12 protein-coding genes are annotated in these 17,805 nt (G+C 65.1%); 3 read left to right on the forward strand and 9 right to left on the reverse strand.

The window, feature by feature from the left end; genetic code table 11:
• Window positions 1-102: 102 nt before the first annotated feature.
• Window positions 103-711 (forward strand): LysE family translocator, encoded by a 609-nt coding sequence (locus ACS13N_RS07610; protein WP_438931087.1) that lies wholly within the window; start codon window positions 103-105, stop codon window positions 709-711.
• 227 nt (window positions 712-938) lie between these two features.
• The gene (locus ACS13N_RS07615; RefSeq protein WP_438931088.1) at window positions 939-2,657 is read left to right on the forward strand and encodes a GMC family oxidoreductase; all 1,719 of its coding nucleotides are present in this window, start codon (window positions 939-941) and stop codon (window positions 2,655-2,657) included.
• Between the two features lie 345 nt (window positions 2,658-3,002).
• Here ACS13N_RS07615 and ACS13N_RS07620 read toward each other — a convergent pair whose 3' ends face one another.
• From ACS13N_RS07620 to ACS13N_RS07655, 8 genes are all read right to left on the reverse strand, one after another.
• A complete protein-coding gene (locus tag ACS13N_RS07620; protein ID WP_438931089.1) occupies window positions 3,003-3,908 on the reverse strand; it encodes an amino acid ABC transporter substrate-binding protein in 906 nt (301 codons plus the stop codon).
• A 257-nt stretch (window positions 3,909-4,165) separates the two neighbouring features.
• Window positions 4,166-5,053 carry an amino acid ABC transporter substrate-binding protein gene (locus ACS13N_RS07625; protein WP_438931090.1) on the reverse strand — a complete coding sequence of 296 codons (888 nt, stop codon included), beginning with the start codon at window positions 5,051-5,053 and terminating at the stop codon, window positions 4,166-4,168.
• Window positions 5,054-5,169: 116 nt separating this feature from the next.
• Window positions 5,170-6,831: an acyl-CoA dehydrogenase family protein gene (locus ACS13N_RS07630; protein WP_438931091.1), complete on the reverse strand. Its 1,662-nt coding sequence runs from the start codon at window positions 6,829-6,831 to the stop codon at window positions 5,170-5,172.
• 79 nt (window positions 6,832-6,910) lie between these two features.
• The gene (locus ACS13N_RS07635; protein WP_438931092.1) at window positions 6,911-7,423 is read right to left on the reverse strand and encodes a GNAT family N-acetyltransferase; all 513 of its coding nucleotides are present in this window, start codon (window positions 7,421-7,423) and stop codon (window positions 6,911-6,913) included.
• Between the two features lie 8 nt (window positions 7,424-7,431).
• Window positions 7,432-7,734 carry a DUF6916 family protein gene (locus tag ACS13N_RS07640; RefSeq protein WP_438931093.1) on the reverse strand — a complete coding sequence of 101 codons (303 nt, stop codon included), beginning with the start codon at window positions 7,732-7,734 and terminating at the stop codon, window positions 7,432-7,434.
• Window positions 7,735-7,822: 88 nt separating this feature from the next.
• Complete coding sequence (locus ACS13N_RS07645; RefSeq protein WP_438931094.1) at window positions 7,823-8,338, reverse strand: phage tail protein; 516 nt, start codon at window positions 8,336-8,338, stop codon at window positions 7,823-7,825.
• Window positions 8,339-8,352: 14 nt separating this feature from the next.
• Window positions 8,353-8,889 carry a phage tail protein gene (locus ACS13N_RS07650; protein ID WP_438931095.1) on the reverse strand — a complete coding sequence of 179 codons (537 nt, stop codon included), beginning with the start codon at window positions 8,887-8,889 and terminating at the stop codon, window positions 8,353-8,355.
• A 10-nt stretch (window positions 8,890-8,899) separates the two neighbouring features.
• Entirely contained in the window at window positions 8,900-9,448 is a 549-nt protein-coding gene (locus ACS13N_RS07655) for a phage tail protein (protein ID WP_438931096.1), read from the reverse strand.
• 486 nt (window positions 9,449-9,934) lie between these two features.
• Here ACS13N_RS07655 and ACS13N_RS07660 point away from each other — a divergent pair, with 486 nt between their 5' ends.
• Window positions 9,935-16,336 (forward strand): putative Ig domain-containing protein, encoded by a 6,402-nt coding sequence (locus tag ACS13N_RS07660; protein ID WP_438931097.1) that lies wholly within the window; start codon window positions 9,935-9,937, stop codon window positions 16,334-16,336.
• A gap of 184 nt (window positions 16,337-16,520) precedes the next feature.
• On the opposite strand, the gene ACS13N_RS07665 is transcribed toward ACS13N_RS07660, so the two are convergent.
• Window positions 16,521-17,669: an NAD(P)H-dependent flavin oxidoreductase gene (locus ACS13N_RS07665; protein WP_438931098.1), complete on the reverse strand. Its 1,149-nt coding sequence runs from the start codon at window positions 17,667-17,669 to the stop codon at window positions 16,521-16,523.
• Between the last annotated feature and the right edge of the window lie 136 nt (window positions 17,670-17,805).

Below are 17,805 nucleotides of genomic sequence, written 5' to 3' on the forward strand. Positions count from 1 at the left end.
GATGCATTCTAGGTGCTAATGCACGGCATCAAAAACCTTCGATTTGCTAATGGTTTGTGGCGCTCTACAGTGGGTCGTCCATCACGTACCCAGGGTGCCTTCATGCCAGCCGACCTGCTTCCCTCCATTGCGCCGCTCGTGCTGTTTGCCGTGGTGTCGACGGTGTCGCCGGGTGGTGCCACCACGCTGGCGACGGCGTCGGGCTCGCAGTTCGGGTTTCGGCGCTCGATTCCGTTGATGGTGGGGATCGCCGTGGGGCTGGCCTCGCTGGCGGCGGGTGCGGCGGCAGGCTTGGCCGGATTGTTGTTGGCCGCGCCGAGCCTACTGCTGGTGATGAAGGCGGCGGGCTCGGCTTACCTGCTGTGGCTGGCGTGGAAGGTGGCGCGTAGCGGGCCGCCCAACCTGAACGCCAACGCCGCCGTGCCCATCACGCTGCTCGGCGGCGCCTGCCTGCTGTGGCTGAATCCGAAGGGCTGGGCGATGGCGCTGGGTGCAGCGGCGTCCTTTGCGATGCTGGCGAGTAGCCCGCTGCAGTTGGCGGCGCTGCTGGGTACGACCTTCGGGCTTGCGGCGCTTGTGTCGCTGTCGCTGTGGTGCGCAGCGGGCATCGTGCTGGCGCGGCTGCTGAAGACGCCGCGCCAGTGGCGTGTGCTCAATGCGGCGCTGGGGGTGCTGCTGGCCGTGTCCATCGTGCCGATGTGGACGTCCTGAGCGGGGGCGTGCAGCCTGATTTGCTGCGTTGCGATGTGCCCGATGGCGTCTTGTGGCAACGGTTTTTGCGCGGGCCGTGCCGCCTTTGCTGCATGACATCGAACGATGCCTCTAATGCGGGTTAGCCCGACCGTTTGAAACAACCCGTGGCGCCTAGGATGTGAGTTCGTGACCGGCAGTCAGCCGGCGGCGGCGCTCGCCCAACAAAAACACATCCGGAGACACCCATGGCCAACGATTCGCTCACTTTCGACTACGTCATCGTCGGCGCCGGTTCGGCCGGTTGCGCGCTTGCCAGCCGACTGACCGAAGACCCGGACGTGACCGTCGCCCTGCTGGAGGCGGGGCCGCATGACCATCACCTCTCGGTGTGGGTGCCGGCGGGGTGCGCGGCATCGCTGCCGTTCAAGAACAAGCGCAACTATGGGTTTGAGACCGTGCCGCAGCCGGGCCTGGGCGGGCGCCAGGGCTACCAACCGCGCGGGCGTGGGCTGGGCGGCAGCTCGTCGCTCAACGCGATGATCTACATCCGCGGCACGCCCAACGATTACAACCACTGGGCCTCGCTCGGCTGCACTGGCTGGGGCTGGAACGACGTGCTGCCCTACTTCAAACGTTCGGAAGGCAACGAGCGCTTTGCCGGCCGCGATGACGACGCACTGCACGGCGGCACCGGCCCGCTGCGCGTAAGCGACCTGCGTACTGGCAACCCGATCGCCCGCCGCTTTGTTGATGCGGCGGCCGCGGCAGGTTATCGCCGCAACGACGATTTCAACGGCCCCGATCAGGAAGGCGTCGGCCCGTACCAAGTGACGCAACACAATGGCGAACGCTGGAACGCCGCGCGCGCCTATCTGCACGGTGGCGACAAGACCGACGCCACCTTCAGCGGCAACCGCCGCCAGCTGACGGTACTGCCCGAAACGCAGGCCCTGCGCATCGTCTTTGAAGGCAAGCGCGCGACGGGCGTAACGGTGGAGCGCGCGGGCCGCACAGAGACGCTGCATGCGCGCCGCGAGGTGATCGTGTCTTCGGGGGCGTTCGGCTCGCCACAGTTGCTGATGGCCTCGGGCGTCGGCCCGGCGGAGCATCTGCGCTCGCTGGGCATTCCGGTGGTGCAGGACCTGCCCGGCGTCGGCCAGAACTTGCAGGACCACCTCGACATCATCCTGCACAAGAAGGTCTTCAACTTGGATCTGATCGGCTATTCCCTGCGCGGCAGCGCCCACATGCTGAGCGAGATCCTGCGCTACCGCCGCGAGCGGCGCGGCATGCTGGCCACCAACTTTGCCGAAGCCGGCGGCTTCATCAAGAGCCGCCCCGATCTGGCCGAGCCCGATCTGCAACTGCACTTCGTGGTCGCCATGGCCGACAACCACAACCGCACGTTCAATTACGGCCACGGCTACTCGTGCCACGTGTGCGTACTGCGCCCGAAGAGCCGTGGCGAGGTGCGCCTGGCCTCCGCCGACACACGCGAGGCGCCGCTCATCGATCCGAAGTTCCTGTCCGACCCGGACGACATGAACGGCATGCTCGCCGGCTTCCGCGCGGTGAAGCGCATCTTCGCGCAGCGGCCGCTGGCCGACCTGGGCGGGCGTGAGCTGTATTCGGGAGACATCCGAGGAGATGGGGCGGATGACGAAGCCGTGCGCGCGCTGATCCGCCAGCACGCAGACACGATCTATCACCCCGTCGGCACCTGCAAGATGGGCAGTGCAGATGATGCAATGGCCGTGGTCGATCCAGAATTGCGCGTACGCGGTGTGACCGGCCTGCGCGTGATCGACGGCTCGGTCATGCCGACGCTGATCTGCGGCAACACCAACGCCCCGATCATCATGATTGCCGAGCGCGCGGCAGATCTGATGCGCCAAGGCGGACGCCCGACGCTGAATGTAGTGGCAGGGACTTCTGCGCAAACCACGCCGGTCGAGGCGCACTAAACACGGGCAAAAGCCGAGCCACGATCCAACAGGACGAGCCTCGGCGCTAACGCATGCAGACCGATGGTTTGGCCGTACCCTGCCCTAGATGGCGCCTTGAATTTCTGTTGCAGGGAGGAGAAAGGAAGGGGAACTGTCTGAGCGAAGCGAGTTTTCCCCTTCCCCTCCCTGCGACAGAAATTCAAGGAGGGGGTCGCCATCTCGGGCGCGCCTTTCTTTGCTTACTTTCTTTGGCAAGACAAAGAAAGTGAGTCGGCCCCGGCAGGGGACGAAACCGGGGCACACCAACAACATCAATAGATTGCCGGACATAACCACCCAGCAATCCACGCAACACAACCCGCCTCAGTTACCAGCGCTGTCAGTCGGCGTATTGAACGAATCCCGCAGCAGATAGCTCATCGGCACTTCCAAGTTCACGCCATTCGGTGGAATCGGCTGCTGGAACCACTTCTTGTAAAGCTTCGGCACCTCGCCATCAACGATCAGACGCGTCATCGACTGGTCGATCATCTTCTTGAACTCGGGGTCCTGCTTGCTCAGCATGATCGCGTACGACGACACAAGCTGCGTTTTGCCGGTCACCGCAAAGTCCGCCGGGTTCTTGGCCGTGGCGCGCATGCCCGAGAGCAGGATGTCGTCACCCGCAAACGCAACGGCGCGGCCATCCGCCAGCATGGCGAAGGCGCTGCGCAGATCGTTGGCATCCACCACACGCATCGTCATGCCGCTCTCGTTCAGCTTGCGTGCCAGCTCCGCATTGGTCGACCCACGCGCCGCCACCACCGTCTTGCCGTTCAGGTCTTCCCATTGCTGGATGCCCGAGTTCGCCTTGACCAGCATGCGGCCCTTGGTGATGTAGTGCGGAATGGTGAACGCCACCTTCTCGCGGCGATCCGGCGAGTTGTTGGTCGAGCCGCACTCCATGTCGGCCTTGCCTGAGGCAACCACGTCCATACGGGTGGCGGCCGTCACCGGCACGTACAGCACCTTCAGGTCCGGGCGCTTGAGCGACGTGCGCAGCGAATCGATCAGCCGCGAGCAGATGTCGATCGTGTAGCCGACCGGTTTGGTGCCGTCGAGGTACGAGAACGGGATGGAATCTTCACGGTAGGCCACGTGCACCGTGCCGGAATCGCGGATGCGATCGAGCGTTGGGGTGGCGGCCACTGCGTTGGAAGCGGAAACAGCAAAAAACGCCGCAGGAACGGCAAGCGCGGCCAGCAGCCACGTGCGCGCAGGGAACAGCATCGTCAAAGGTCCTAGGAGAGGGTTAGGGCTATCTGGGCACGGCTGGCCGCCTCGCTGCCCTGTCGGCGCGGCCATCTGAGCAACCGGTTGGCAGGCAAGGCCTAGCCAATCGCTCAGAACTGGCTTGCGCGCCGCCACTCCCCCCGGGGAATGCCGAAACGTGAAGCAATGTCACGCGCCGCCATGGGCGCGCATTATGCGCTGATTGCGGGTATACCCTCAAGCACCTTGCTGGTGCATCGCTTAACGGTGTTGCGTCAGTCCGCCACCTTGTCGGTCGGGAACTTGAACGAGTCGCGCAGCAGGAAGCTCATCGGGATGTCCAGATGCACGCCATTGGGCGGAATTGGCTGCTGGAACCACTTCTTGTAGAGCTTCTCGGCGTCGCCATCGAGGATCGTGCGCGACATCGCCAGGTCGATCACCTTCTTGAACTCGGCGTCGTCCTTGCCCAGCATGATTGCGTATGGCGCCACCGCCAGGTTGCTGCCGACCACGGCATAGTCCGCCGGGTTGGGCGAGGTGGCCCGGAAGCCGTAGAGCAGCACATCGTCCATCGCAAAGGCGTCGGCCTTGCCTGCGGCCACCATGCCGAAGGCCTCGGCGTGGTCCTTGGCCTCGATCACGTTGACCTTGAGCACGCGCGCATCGGCCATCGCCTTGATCTGCCCGCCGTTGGTGCTGCCCCGCGTGGACACCACCGTCTTGTTGTTGAGGTCTTCCCAGCGTTGGATGCCCGCGCTGGTCTTCACCAGCATGCGGCTGCTGGCAATGTAGTGCGGGATAGTGAACGCTACCTTTTCACGCCGCTCGCGCGTGTTGTTGGTGGAGCCGCATTCCAGGTCCGCTTTGCCTTCGGTGATGGCGGCGATGCGTGTGGCGGGTGTCACCGCTACGTACTGCACCTTCAGGTCGGGCCGCTTGGCCGCCACCTTGAGCGCATCGACCAGCCGCGCGCACAGGTCGATCGAATACCCCACCGGCTTGCCGCCATCGAGGTAGGAAAACGGCACGGAGTTCTCGCGATAGGCCAGCCGGACGGTGCCGGTGTCGCGGATGCGGTCGAGCACGGGGGATGCAGCCAACGCCTGGAATGCGCACAACGCCAGGCCGGCCGCGAGCAAGGCGCGGGTCGGGTGCGGCACGGGGGATGTCTCCTGTCTGTTTGTTCTTTTTATGCCGGGCGTGGGCGCGCGGCGCACCTACCCTAGGCGATCCGGACTTTCATCCCGCTTTCACCGGTTTTTTCTTCGCCGAGTCTTCACACCGGCCACGCGCGTTGCAGCACGGCGCCCAGCGCCTGTGCGTGCCCATCGAGCGTGCCGAACACCCGGCCATGCTGATGGTGGAAGCGGCTGGCGATGAAACGCTCGGCATCGTCCGGGTGAGCGTGGGCCAGCATCAATGCGGCCTGCGCAGTGAGTGCCAGCCCCTGCGCGATGCGGCGGGCGGAGGTCTCTTGAATGTCCCCCGGCTGATGCAGCATCGCTTGCAGCGCAGCCAGCTCCGCGCGCACGGCACGGTGCCCCTGCGCACGCTCGCCAATGTCGTGCAGCAGGCGCAGCGCATCGTCCGGTGTGCGGGCGATGGCGCGCAGCACGTCCAGGCACATCACGTTGCCCGAGCCTTCCCAGATGGAGTTGACCGGTGCCTCGCGGTACAGACGCGCCATCGGGCCCTCCTCCACGTAGCCGTTGCCGCCCCAGACTTCCATCGCCTCACCGGTGGCTTCGATGGTGCGTTTGCAGACCCAGAACTTGGCGGCGGGCGTGACGATGCGCTTCCAGGCGGCGGCCAGCGGGTCGGCATCCGCACGCTCGAAGGCGTTGCCCAGTTCCATCATCAGCAAGGTCGCGGCTTGCGATTCGAGCGCCAGGTCGGCCAGCACGTTGCGCATGAGCGGTTGATCGACCAGCAGGCGGCCGAACGCCATGCGATGCCGCGCGTGGTGCAGTGCCTGCATGAACGCGTGGCGCAGGATGGCCGCGCTACCGATCACGCAGTCCAGCCGCGTGTGCGTCGCCATCTCGATGATGGTCGGGATGCCGCGCCCCTCCTCGCCGATGAGGATGCCCTCCGCGCCGCGGAACTCCACCTCGCTGCTGGCGTTGGAGCGGTTGCCGAGCTTGTCCTTCAGGCGCTGGATCTGGATCGGGTTCTTGCTGCCGTCATCACGAAAGCGCGGCACGAAGAAGCACGACAGCGGGCCATCCTCCGCGCCCATGCGTGCGACCACCAGGTGCGCGTCGCACATCGGCGCGGAGAAGAACCACTTGTGCCCGGTGATGGCGTACGTCGCGCCGCGCCCCTCGCCGCGCAAGGGCGTGGCCACCGTGGTGTTGCTGCGCACGTCCGATCCGCCCTGCTTCTCGGTCATGCCCATGCCGACGAGGACGGCGGTCTTCTGGCGCCACGGCAAGTCACGCGCATCGTGTTCGCGGGCAAAGAGGCGCGGCCCCAGGTCGGCAAACAATGCGGTCTCCTTCTGCAGCACGGGAATGCTGGCGAAGGTCATGGTCGCCGGGCACAGCGTGCCGGATTCGATCTGCGCCTGCATGTAATAGCCGGCGGTGCGGGCGGCCCAGGCGCCGGGGCGCGGGTCGGCAAACGGCAGGGCCTGCAGGCCCTGGCTGCGCATCAGGCCGAGCAGCGCGTGCCAGGCGGGGTCGAAGCGGATGGCGTCGATGCGCTCGCCGGTGCGGCTGTGGGTGTGGAGCTCGGGGTGGTACGTGTTGGCCTCGGCGGCCCACCGCAGGGTCTCGGGGGCGCCGAGCTGATCACCGAAGGCGCGCAACGCGTCTGCATGCCAGCCGCCGTTCAGGCGTTCCAAGGCGCCTTGCAGCGTGGTGTCTGACGTGAACGGGTTGAAGCCGGCCAAGTCTGGGACTTGGTTGAAGACGCGGTGGGTGGCCTCGATGGGCATTGAAGGTCTCCTGGGGTGTCACATTTGGTTGTGAGCCCATGGTAGACCAGTGAGGGTGGGGGTGGGTGGAGGGGGATTTCTATACGGACGCCGCCGTCTGAGCGGTCGCTCCATCCCACTCCAGAAACAAATACACCCCTTTGTCCTCCACCAACTGAAACCCCATCCGCTGATACAACCGCAGCGCGGGGTTGAAGCGCTCCACGTGCATCTGCACGCGCTTGCCCACGGCAACGGCCTGCGCAAACACAGCAGAGATCACCGCATGGCCGATGCCCGCGCCACACCGTTCAGGCACCAGTGAAATATCGATGATCAGCAACGCATCTTCCCGCTGCTGCAGGTAGAGGCGCCCCGCAGGCACTCCGTCCTGCTCGATCACGAAGAACGCCGCATCAGGGTAGGCAAAGTACGCGCGTTGCTGCGCATCGAACTGCATCCGCACGAACTGCGCTTTCTGTTCGTTGGTCCAGCCGGTTGCCTGCAGCTCGACCTCGCGCGTGGTGCCGTACAGGTGTAGCAGGAAGGGCTGATCGGCGTCGGTCAGCGGGCGCAGCGTGGTGCCGGGCCGCTCGATGGGGAATGCGGACATGCGGCGCCTCAGCCGAGGTTGAAGCAGGCCTGGTAGCGGAAGCCTTCTGCACTGCGCTCGATCGGCACCAGGAAGATGGCCTGCTCGGGCAGCGTGTCGTGCTGCAGGAAGTACGTGCCCTGTTGCAGCGTGAACGAGCTATCGCCCGCGAAGAACAGGGAGAACGCTTGCTGGTCGGGGCGCGCGGCAGGTGCAGTGGTCACCTCGTCCAGGCGCAGCGTGAATTGGGGGTTGGGCGTTTGACCCGGCTCCTGGAGCACGGAGAACGCGGTGCCGACATGCGGCTGGAACAGCTCAGCGGAAATCGTCATGGGGGCTGCGGAGAAACAGAGGCGGAAATCGGGAAGCTAAAAACGGACCGGCGCGGTGTGCGCGGCCGGTCCGCAATTGGTGCGCGACTTACGAGCGTGGCGGATACACGCCGGACAGGCAGATGCAGTAGTTGGCCACCAGGTACGGCTGCATGTTGTCGTGCGGCAGGTTACCTCCGGTCGGGCCAACCGCTTGCGGTGCCAGTGTTGTGAGTGCTGGCTGCGGGTTGTTCACGATGTACGACTGGTTGTTGGCAACCTGGAAGCGGGCTGCCAAATGGCCTGCTGCCGTTGTCGCGGTCGAGCGGCTGTTGTTGGCATACGCGGTGTGCGTGTGCATGGGCATTTCAGCGCTCGTCAGCGTAACCGTGGGGGTGCCCTGCAGAGCGTTCAACGCTCCGCCAACCGGCCCCATCACGGCACGACCACGCAGATCGGGCAAGGCAAACGTCGTTTTGCCGTCACCACCATAGGTGGCGCCCAGGATCGAGAACAGGTTGGGGTTCTGCGAGATCGGGAGGATCGTGCCATCGCAGGCGGCCCAATTCGCGGGTGGGAAATTGAAGCCGAAGACGCGAATTTCGCCAGTAAATGCATCAGACATGGAGTGCCCCTTGCTCAGCTCTGCGACGGGAAGATGCCCGCCGTGGCGATGATGTAGTTGATGGACGCCGTCGGCATGTGGTTCGAGTGCGGCTGGCTGCTACCCGTGGTGCCGATCGTTTGTGGGGCCATTGCGGCCTTGCCCGGCGGGTTGGGCGTCCCGTCATCGTAGAAGGGCTTCGTGTCGGGTGTCGTTGCAAGTAGCACGCCGGGCCCCGGCGTGATGGTCGAAGCCGCCGCGCTGGTGGCGCTGATGGTGTGGGTGTGGGCAGGAATCTGGTTGATCGTCAACGTTACGCTGTCGACGCCGATCGACTGGCCGATCACACGGTTGGTCAGATTGGGGCCCTGACCCTGGCCAATCGGCAGCCTGCCCTGCATGTTGGGCAGGCCGAAGGTGGTCTGGCCATTGCCGCCGTAGGTCGTGCCCAGCAGCATGTACAACGTTTCGTTGTCAGCAATGCTGATGAGCTGCCCCTGACACAGCAGCCAGCCTGCCGGCGCGAAGTTGCCGGCGAACAGACGGATTTCGCCAATGTATGGTGTTGCCATGAGTGGACTCCTAGCTGCGCGACGGGTAGATGCCGGTCAGCGAGATGATGTAGTTCAGCACCAGCGAGGGCTGCATGTTTTCGTGCGACTGCGAGCCGCCGGTAGAGCCGCAGGCTTCGCCCGACATTGCCGTCAGGGTGCCGGGTGTGCCGTACAGTACCGTGCCGGGGCCTTTGATATTCGGGTCGGTCGCGTTGTAGAGGTTGCTGGCGGCGAGCAGGTGATTCGTCGTCGAGCTGACATTGACCGACGTGGCTGGTGCAGTCGATACGACGAACTGGTGGTTGTGCGCCGGTAGTTGCTGCTCATTCAGCGTGACCGTTTCCGAGCCTGCTTGCACGCCCTGCACGTAGCTCTGAAGGTTGCGGTGCAGCGGGGTACGGCCGCGCAGGTCCGGCAGTGCAAAGGTGACCCGGCCATCGCCGCCGTACATGGTGCCGAGCAGCGAGAACAGCGCAGTGTTCTGCTGTACTGGTAATAACGCGCCGCTACAGAACGCCCACCCTCTTGGTGGAAAAGAAAATGCACAGAGGCGAATCTCGCCAATGAATTGATCCACAACCCCCTCCCTCGTGATGTGGCACTGCCACGATTTTGAATTTTTGATGGCCGGTATTTTTATCATTGTCCGGCTCGACACTGCAATTTGATTTGCGACACGAGTATGTTGTACTAATAAGACATGTCGCAGGGTATTTTCAAGCGATACGATGAAGCTCCGATGTCAAGGCAGACGAGCCCGCCCAAACCATTGCCGGGTAACGATTAAGCCGAAAGTTGGTATTGACGGCACGGGACACTTTTCCTAGCATCGCGTCGGCATCGGTGTGGCTGTCCAATTAAAGAAAAGGCCACGCTGATTCGCGGGGGGTTTCTAAGGGTTAATACTTAATCAATTGCATAGTTATGCATTATGCAATTGGTTGTAGATATTTGAATCTGCACGCCATTCCCCCAACACGAAGGGGGCCTGATGGCGGTCAGGCCTGATTTCCCAGAACGCTAAAGAGAAAAGCCCGCAATACAGCGGGCGGGACGAGGGAGAATGCGCGTGCTGACACAAAGCAGCCCGTATGGCCGGCATGGGGTCGCCGGATGGTCAATGTTCCGACGCTTGGGAGCAGCGGGGCGCGCATGGATACGCCGGGGCCTGTTGGCTATGCTGGCGATCTGGTTGATGGTGTTGTCGCAGGGGGCGTTCGCGATTTCGTGTTCCGTGGCGTTTTCCACGCCGCAGAACACGCCAAAAACCTATCCGCTGACTGGTACTTGGAGCGGCAGCTACCCTCCAGGTACCGACAATTACAACTGCGATCCGAACAACATCGGGATCGCATCCGACGCAGCAGGGGACGATTCCTCCAATAGTCCCCCAATTACAACCGCGCGCGGTGGCACCCTCCAGGTTTACGGCTTTACTTATGGCGGCATTAACCAGTTTGTCTATACGCCGCCAAGCGCCTCCTTCTCCGGTACTGATACGGCGACGTTCTGGATCACGCCCAACGGCGCCTGGACGAACACCGGGACATTGACGATTACCGTGATCCCGACCTCGCCGACGGTGACCAGCATTTCCCCCACCGCAGGCTCAACCGCAGGCGGCACCAGCGTCGCCATCACCGGCACCAACTTCACCGGCGCCACGGCCGTCAAGTTTGGCGCGACCAACGCCACCAGCTTCACTGTCAACAGCGCCGCGTCGATCATAGCCACGTCGCCCGCAGGTTCGGCTGGCATCGTCGACGTGACGGTGACCACAACTGGGGGCACCAGCACCACAAGCGCGGCCGACCAGTTCACCTACGTGGCCCCGCCAATTGCTGGCGCAACCAGCGCCACCGTGGCGCACGGCAGCACAAACAACGCCATTCCGCTGAGCATCACCGGCGGCGCTGCCACCAGCGTGACCGTTTCCACCCCCGCGGCCCACGGTACGGCCACCGCTTCGGGCACGACCATCACCTACACGCCCAACGCGTCGTATTCGGGTACCGATACGTTTGCCTACACGGCCACCAATGCGGGCGGCACGTCGACGCCCGCCACGGCCACCATCACGGTGTCGAGTGCGACGATCACCTATGCGCCGTCATCGCCTGCAACTGGCACGGTGGGTACGTCCTACAACCAGACGCTGGCCCCGGCGGCCAGTGGCGGCACGGGGCCGTATACCTATGCACTCGCCTCGGGTGCGCTGCCGGCAGGCCTGGTCCTGGACCCCAGCACCGGCGGCATTTCCGGCACGCCCACGGCGGGCGGCACGTTCAACTTCACCGTCAGGGCCACCGACAGCAGCACCGGTACCGGCCCGTTCTCGGTCACCAGCGGCACGCTCACGCTGAACGTCAATGCGCCGACGATCAACGTGTCGCCCGTGTCGCTGAGCAACGCGACGGTTGCTTCTGCCTACAGCCAGAGCCTGATGGCCACCGGCGGCACCTCGACATACACCTTTACTGCTCCGCCGGGCAGCTTGCCCGCAGGCTTGACGCTGTCGCCCAGTGGCACGCTCTCGGGCACGCCCACGGCGGGCGGCACGTTCAACTTCACCGTCACGGCCATGGATAGCTCAACCGGCACCGGCCCCTACACCGGCAGTCGGGCGTACTCGGTTGTCGTGAACGCGCCCACACCGTCGATCACGCCGGCATCGGGCAGCTTCAATGCGACGGCTGGCACGGCGTATAGCCAGAGCTTCACCGCAAGCGGCGGCACGTCGCCGTTCAGTTACAACCTCGCTGTCAATTCCGGTACGCTGCCGACGGGACTTTCGCTCGACCACAACACCGGTGTGCTGTCCGGCACGCCCACCACCGCGGGTACGGTCAGCTTTACGGTGACCGCCACCGACAGCTCGACCGGCACCGGCCCATACAGCACGTCCGGCACCTACACGCTGACGACCGCTGCCCCCACCATCACCGTATCGCCCACCACGCTGCCTGCAGCAACGGTCGGTACGGCGTACAGCCAGACCGCATCGGCCAGCGGCGGCGCTTCTCCATACACGTATGCCATCACGGCAGGATCCTTGCCGGCAGGCCTGAGCCTGAGCAGCGGCGCCCTCACCGGTACGCCCACGGCGGGCGGTATGTTCAACTTCACGATCACGGCCACTGATGCCAACGGCTTTACCGGCTCGCGTGCGTATAGCCTGACCACCAATCCTGCCTCCATCAACCTGAACCCGACCACGCTGCCCAGCACCTCGGTGGGTACGGTCTATAGCCAAGCGGTGACTGCCAGCGGCGGCACGTCGGGGTATACGTATGCCATCACGTCGGGCGCACTGCCCGCGGGTTTGACGATGAGTTCGGCCGGTGTGGTGTCTGGCACGCCAACGGCCGGCGGCGCCTTCAACTTCACCATCACCGCCACCGACAGCAGCACGGGCAGCGGGCCGTACACCGGCAGCCGTGCGTACTCGGTGACCGTGTCGGCGGCCACGCTAGCGATGACGCCATCCGCGGGCCCACTGAGCGCTGCGGCCGGTTCCGCCTACAGCCGCACCTTCTCGGCCAGCGGCGGCACGTCGCCGTACACCTATACGATCGCCTCGGGCGCGCTGCCGACCGGCCTGTCGTTCAATTCGGCCACCGCCACGGTGTCGGGAACGCCCACCGTGGCCGGCACGTTCAATTTCAGCGTGATGGCCACCGACCACAGTGCTGGCAGCGGTCCGTATTCGGTGACGAACTCGTACACGCTGACCGTGTCGGCGCCCGCCATCACGCTGGCGCCGAGCACGCTGCCCAACCCGGTCATCGCTTCGGCCTACAACCAGACCGTAACGGCCAGCGGCGGTAGCGCGCCGTACAGCTACAGCATCTTGGCGGGTGCGCTGCCTGCGGGTCTGACGCTCAGTTCGACTGGTACGCTTTCCGGCACACCGACTGCTGGCGGAACGTTCAATTTCACGATCAAGGCGACCGACAGCAATGGCTTCTCGGGCAGCCAGGCGTACTCGGTCGTGCTGAATGCGCCCACGCTGACGCTTACGCCGTCCTCGGGCAATCTGAACGCCACGCTCAGCCAGGCCTTCAGCCAGGCGTTCTCCACGGCCGGTGGCACGGCGCCTTACCACTACAGCCTCACCGTCAACTCCGGCACGCTGCCGGCGGGCCTGTCGTTCAATACGGCCGCCGGCACACTGGCAGGTACGCCCACGGCTGCCGGCACGGTCAACTTCACGATCACGGCCACGGATAGCTCGACGGGCGCCGGGCCCTACACCGCGTCTGGCACCTATACGTTGACCGCGGCTGCGCCCGCCATCACCGTGTCGCCGTCGTCGTTGCCGGCAGGCACGGTGGCTGTGGCCTATAGCCAGACGGTATCGGCCAGTGGCGGTACGGCGCCGTACACCTACACGGTGACGGCCGGTTCGCTGCCGACGGGCCTGAGCGTGAACAGCAGTACGGGCGCCATCTCCGGTACGCCCACGGCAGGCGGTACCTTCAGCTGGACCGTGAGGGCCACCGACGCCAACGGCTACACCGGCACGCGCAGCCTCAGCCTGACCATCGGGTCTGCCATCCTCACGGTGAACCCAGGCACGGTGCCCGGTGCCACGGTGGGCACGGCTTACTCGCAGAGCGTGTCGACCAGCGGTGGTACGGCGCCGTACACGTATGCGATCACGGCGGGGGCATTGCCTGCAGGCATGACGCTGTCGTCGGCCGGTGTGCTGTCGGGCACGCCGACGGCGGGCGGCAACTTCAGCTTCACGGTGACGAGTACCGACAGCAGCACTGGTACCGGCGCACCCTACGCAGCCGGGCGCGCCTACACGCTGACGGTTGCATCCCCTGCAATGACGATCACGCCGGTCTCCGGCGCGCTCAACGGGGTGGCAGGCACGGCCTATAGCCGCAACTTCAGTGCGAGCGGCGGCATTGGCCCGTACACCTATGTGATGGCGGTTTCCTCCGGTGCGATGCCGACCGGCCTGAGCTGGAATGCCGGCACGGCCACATTGTCGGGCACGCCCACCACGGCCGGCACGGTCAACTTTACGGTGACCGCCACCGACAGCAGCACCGGCAGCGGCCCGTATGCGGTGACGGGCACGTACGCGCTGACGGTGTCTGCGCCCACCATTGCGGTGGCGCCGGCCACTTTGCCAGCCCCCGCGATTGCCACGGCCTACAGCCAGACGGTGAGCGCCAGCAACGGCACCGCGCCGTACACATACGCCGTCACTGCTGGGGCATTGCCGGCAGGCCTAACGCTGAGCTCGGCCGGCGTGCTCTCGGGCACGCCCACGGCGGGCGGTGCGTTCAACTTCACCGTCACCGCCACCGACGCCAACAGCTTCACGGCCAGCCGCGCCTACAGCTTCAACATTGGCGCGCCGACCGTGACGGTGAGCCCTGCTGCCGTCACGGCTGCGCAGGTCACCACGGCCTACAGCCAGACCTTCAGCGCTACGGGCGGCACTGCACCGTACACGTACGCGGTGTCCACCGGCACGCTGCCGGCGGGCCTGAGCCTGAACACCAGCACCGGCGTGCTGTCGGGCACGCCCTCCGCATTGGGCACCAGCACCTTCACCGTGCAGGCCACCGACAGCAGCACCGGTGCCGGTGCGCCGTACCGTGGTACGCGCAGCTATACGGTCACGGTGGGCCAGGTGATCGGCACCGCGCCGGCCGTGACAGTGACCACGTTGTCCAGTACGCCCGTCACGGTGCACGCGACGGCCAATGCGACCGGCGGGCCGTTCTCGTCGATCGCCATCGTCAGTGCGCCGCCCAGCGGCACGGCTGTCATCAACGGTCTGGACATCGTCTATACGCCGGCACTGACCACCTCCGGTGCGGTCAACTTCACCTACGCGCTGATCAACACGGCGGGCACCTCTGCGCCGATTCCGGTCACGGTCAACGTCAATGGCGTGCCGATTGCAGCGCCGCAGAAGCAGGCCACCACAGCGTCCGGCCAGCCGGTGAGCGTGGACCTGACCGAAGGCGCCACGGGCGGACCGTTCACGGGGGCGACGCTGGTGTCGGTGGTGCCGTCCAACGCGGGCACGGCCAGCATCGTGCAGAAGGCGATTCAGGCGCCGGCCGGTGTGAAGACCCCGGCCGCTGCTGCGTCGACTTACGTGCTGAACTTCACGCCGTCGAGCACGTACAGCGGCCCGGCGGTGCTGACGTACACGCTGTCCAACGCTTACGCCACGTCCACGCCTGCCGCCGTGCAGGTGAGCGTGACGGCGCGCAAGGATCCGTCGGCCGATCCGGATGTGGCGGGCCTGATCAACGCGCAGATCCAGGCGGCACGACGTTTTGCGACCACGCAGATCGACAACTACAACCGTCGCCTCGAAGCGCTGCACGGCACAGGCCGCGCGCCGTCGGACAACGGTCTGACGGTTGCCATGCCGGGGATGCGCGCAGCCGATGCGCAGGCGCGCTGCCAAGACGTGGTTGGCATTGCCGCGCGTGATGCCTGCCTGCGCGGTGACGGCCAGGGTGTACGGCCATTCGCACGCGGCAAGCGCAACCCCGATGCAGCCAACGGCACTGGCAACGGCGACAAATCGAATGCCGACACCGGCCCCGACCTGCCGGGCGCCGATGCCGCAGGCACCGGTGCGGACAGCACCGACCCGCGCCTCGCGTTCTGGAGCGCCGGTACGCTGGACTTCGGTTTTGCCAACGCGGGGGCACAGCGCTCAGGCTTCCGCTTCACCACGGGGGGGGTGACGGCGGGTGCGGACTACCGCGTGTCGGATCAGCTCTCGGTGGGCGCGGGCTTCGGCTACGGGCGTGATTCCACTGACATCGGCAATGCCGGTACCAAGAGCACGGGCGACAGCTACAGCCTGGCGCTGTACGGCAGCTACCGTCCGCAGCCGTCGCTGTTCGTGGATGGTGTGGCGGGCATCGGCACGCTCAGCTTCGACTCGCGCCGCTGGGTCACGGACGCCAGTGACTTCGCGACGGGCAAGCGCAACGGCCGCCAGATGTTCGCGTCGGTCTCGGCCGGTTATGAGCATCGCGATCGCACGTGGCTGATCTCGCCGTACGGCCGCCTGTCGGTGTCGCAATCGACGCTGGACCAGTTCAGTGAATCGGGGGCGGGCATCAACGCGCTGACGTACTTCGAGCAGACGGTGACGACGGTGTCCGGCACGCTGGGCATGCGTGCGGAGTACACGCAGAAGACCAAGTGGGGCACGTTCCTGCCGTTTGCACGTGTGGAGTATCAGCACGACTTCAACGGGCAGAGCAACGCGGGGCTGGCGTATGCGGATCTTGCTTCGTCCGGACCTGCGTATTACGTGCCCGGTACGCCGTTTGGGCGTGACCGCGTGCAGATCGGGTTGGGCACAAAGTTCCGCACTGGGCCGCTCACGTTTGGGCTGGACTACAACGTGATGACGGGGATGGGTGGGTTGCAGCAGGGCGTGCGATTGACCTTCAGTGCGCCGTTCTGATGCGGCATGTGTTTGGCAAAGGGCCAGCCTTCGGGCTGGTTCTTTGTTTTTGGGGTTTGGTTTTTTTTGTTGGTGGTGCATCCCTGTTTCGTACCCTGCCGGGCACGACTCACTTTTCTTTGGCAAGACAAAGAAAGTGAGTCGTGCCCGGCAGGGGATGAAACAAGGGATGAACCGCAAGGGTTCAAGACACCACGGGCTTTTCGCCAGTCAGCAGGTAATGCATCAATTCCCGCACAGGCCGAATCGTCTGCCCAAACGGCAGCTTCCCCGCCCCACGAAAGAACAGCCCCCGTTCCACATCCCCCCGCAACGCCTGCGCCAGTTTCAGATCAATACAAAACTGCCCCACCTTGCCAATGCCATCGCGCAATCCGCACGTCTGCAAACAATCGAACCCCTGCAAACAATCCCGCACCTTTGCCTTGGCCTGCAACGCACTCTCACGCGAGAGGTAGCGCGACAACCAAGGCGTCATCACGGCCCGTGCCGGCAAGCCCGCCACGCTGACAAACTCCGCAATGTCGCCATCCTCCGCACCCGTCAGCACACGCTTGAAGCGCGGGTGCGCATCGCCCTCTTCCGTCACTGCAAACGCAGTGCCGAGTTGTACGGCGGCAGCGCCCTTATCGAGCCAATGCCGCACCTTCGCATGCGAATCGATCCCGCCCGCCAGGATGATCGGAATTTGCTCCGCCGCCAGCCCCAACTTCACGAACAACTCACGGCATTCGTCCAACACGCGCGCGAACGAGAAACGCTCATCGCGCAAATCTTCAATGCGTGCCGCGCCCAGATGCCCACCCGCGTGCGAGGGATGCTCGATCACCACAGCATCCGGCAACCGCGCCTTCTTCATCCACCGCTTGAGCACCACGCCCACGCCACGCGAGTCAGAAAGAATCGGGATGAGCGCCACCTTCGGATGCTCCGCCGTCATCTCCGGCAGATCGAGCGGCAAGCCCGCGCCCATGACGATCGCATCCGCGCCGCTTTCGCACGCCTGCCGCACCAGCGCCGCGTGCGATTCCACCGCCTTCATCACGTTCACGGCGATCAGGCCGTTGCCTTGTGCACCCTCGCGCGCGGCCCGGATCTCCCGATCCAGTGCGACGAGGTTGGCCGCGTTGATGGCGTCCTTGTCATGCGATTTCTCAGTTGCAGCAACGAGATCCGCATGGTGATGCCGCAGGTCGATGCTGGCGATGGTGCCGACGCCGCCTTCGCGCGCCACCGCCCCGGCCAAGCGGTGCGCGGAGATACCCACCCCCATCCCGCCCTGCACGATGGGCACGAGGCTGTGCCCCGCGAGTGTGAACCGACGCTCCAGCATGACAACTCCCCAGCGGCTCTGCCGCAATGCACAAGAAAATGGGAATGAGCGTCGCATAGGTGAAACGCGACTGCGTTGCGCCAGATCAAGGCACGCGATGTCCGTGCGGAAGGCAGCACATTTGCAGCGCATTGCA

This window comes from Ralstonia sp. 24A2, from assembly GCF_051783885.1.
Lineage (GTDB): Bacteria > Pseudomonadota > Gammaproteobacteria > Burkholderiales > Burkholderiaceae > Ralstonia.

Coding starts and splice junctions, on each gene's coding strand:
- ACS13N_RS07610 (WP_438931087.1), top strand. CDS start 103: ATGCCAGCCGACCTGCTTCCCTCCATTGCGCCGCTCGTGCTGTTTGCC.
- ACS13N_RS07615 (WP_438931088.1), top strand. CDS start 939: ATGGCCAACGATTCGCTCACTTTCGACTACGTCATCGTCGGCGCCGGT.
- ACS13N_RS07620 (WP_438931089.1), bottom strand. CDS start 3,908: ATGCTGTTCCCTGCGCGCACGTGGCTGCTGGCCGCGCTTGCCGTTCCT.
- ACS13N_RS07630 (WP_438931091.1), bottom strand. CDS start 6,831: ATGCCCATCGAGGCCACCCACCGCGTCTTCAACCAAGTCCCAGACTTG.
- ACS13N_RS07635 (WP_438931092.1), bottom strand. CDS start 7,423: ATGTCCGCATTCCCCATCGAGCGGCCCGGCACCACGCTGCGCCCGCTG.
- ACS13N_RS07640 (WP_438931093.1), bottom strand. CDS start 7,734: ATGACGATTTCCGCTGAGCTGTTCCAGCCGCATGTCGGCACCGCGTTC.
- ACS13N_RS07645 (WP_438931094.1), bottom strand. CDS start 8,338: ATGTCTGATGCATTTACTGGCGAAATTCGCGTCTTCGGCTTCAATTTC.
- ACS13N_RS07650 (WP_438931095.1), bottom strand. CDS start 8,889: ATGGCAACACCATACATTGGCGAAATCCGTCTGTTCGCCGGCAACTTC.
- ACS13N_RS07660 (WP_438931097.1), top strand. CDS start 9,935: ATGCGCGTGCTGACACAAAGCAGCCCGTATGGCCGGCATGGGGTCGCC.
- ACS13N_RS07665 (WP_438931098.1), bottom strand. CDS start 17,669: ATGCTGGAGCGTCGGTTCACACTCGCGGGGCACAGCCTCGTGCCCATC.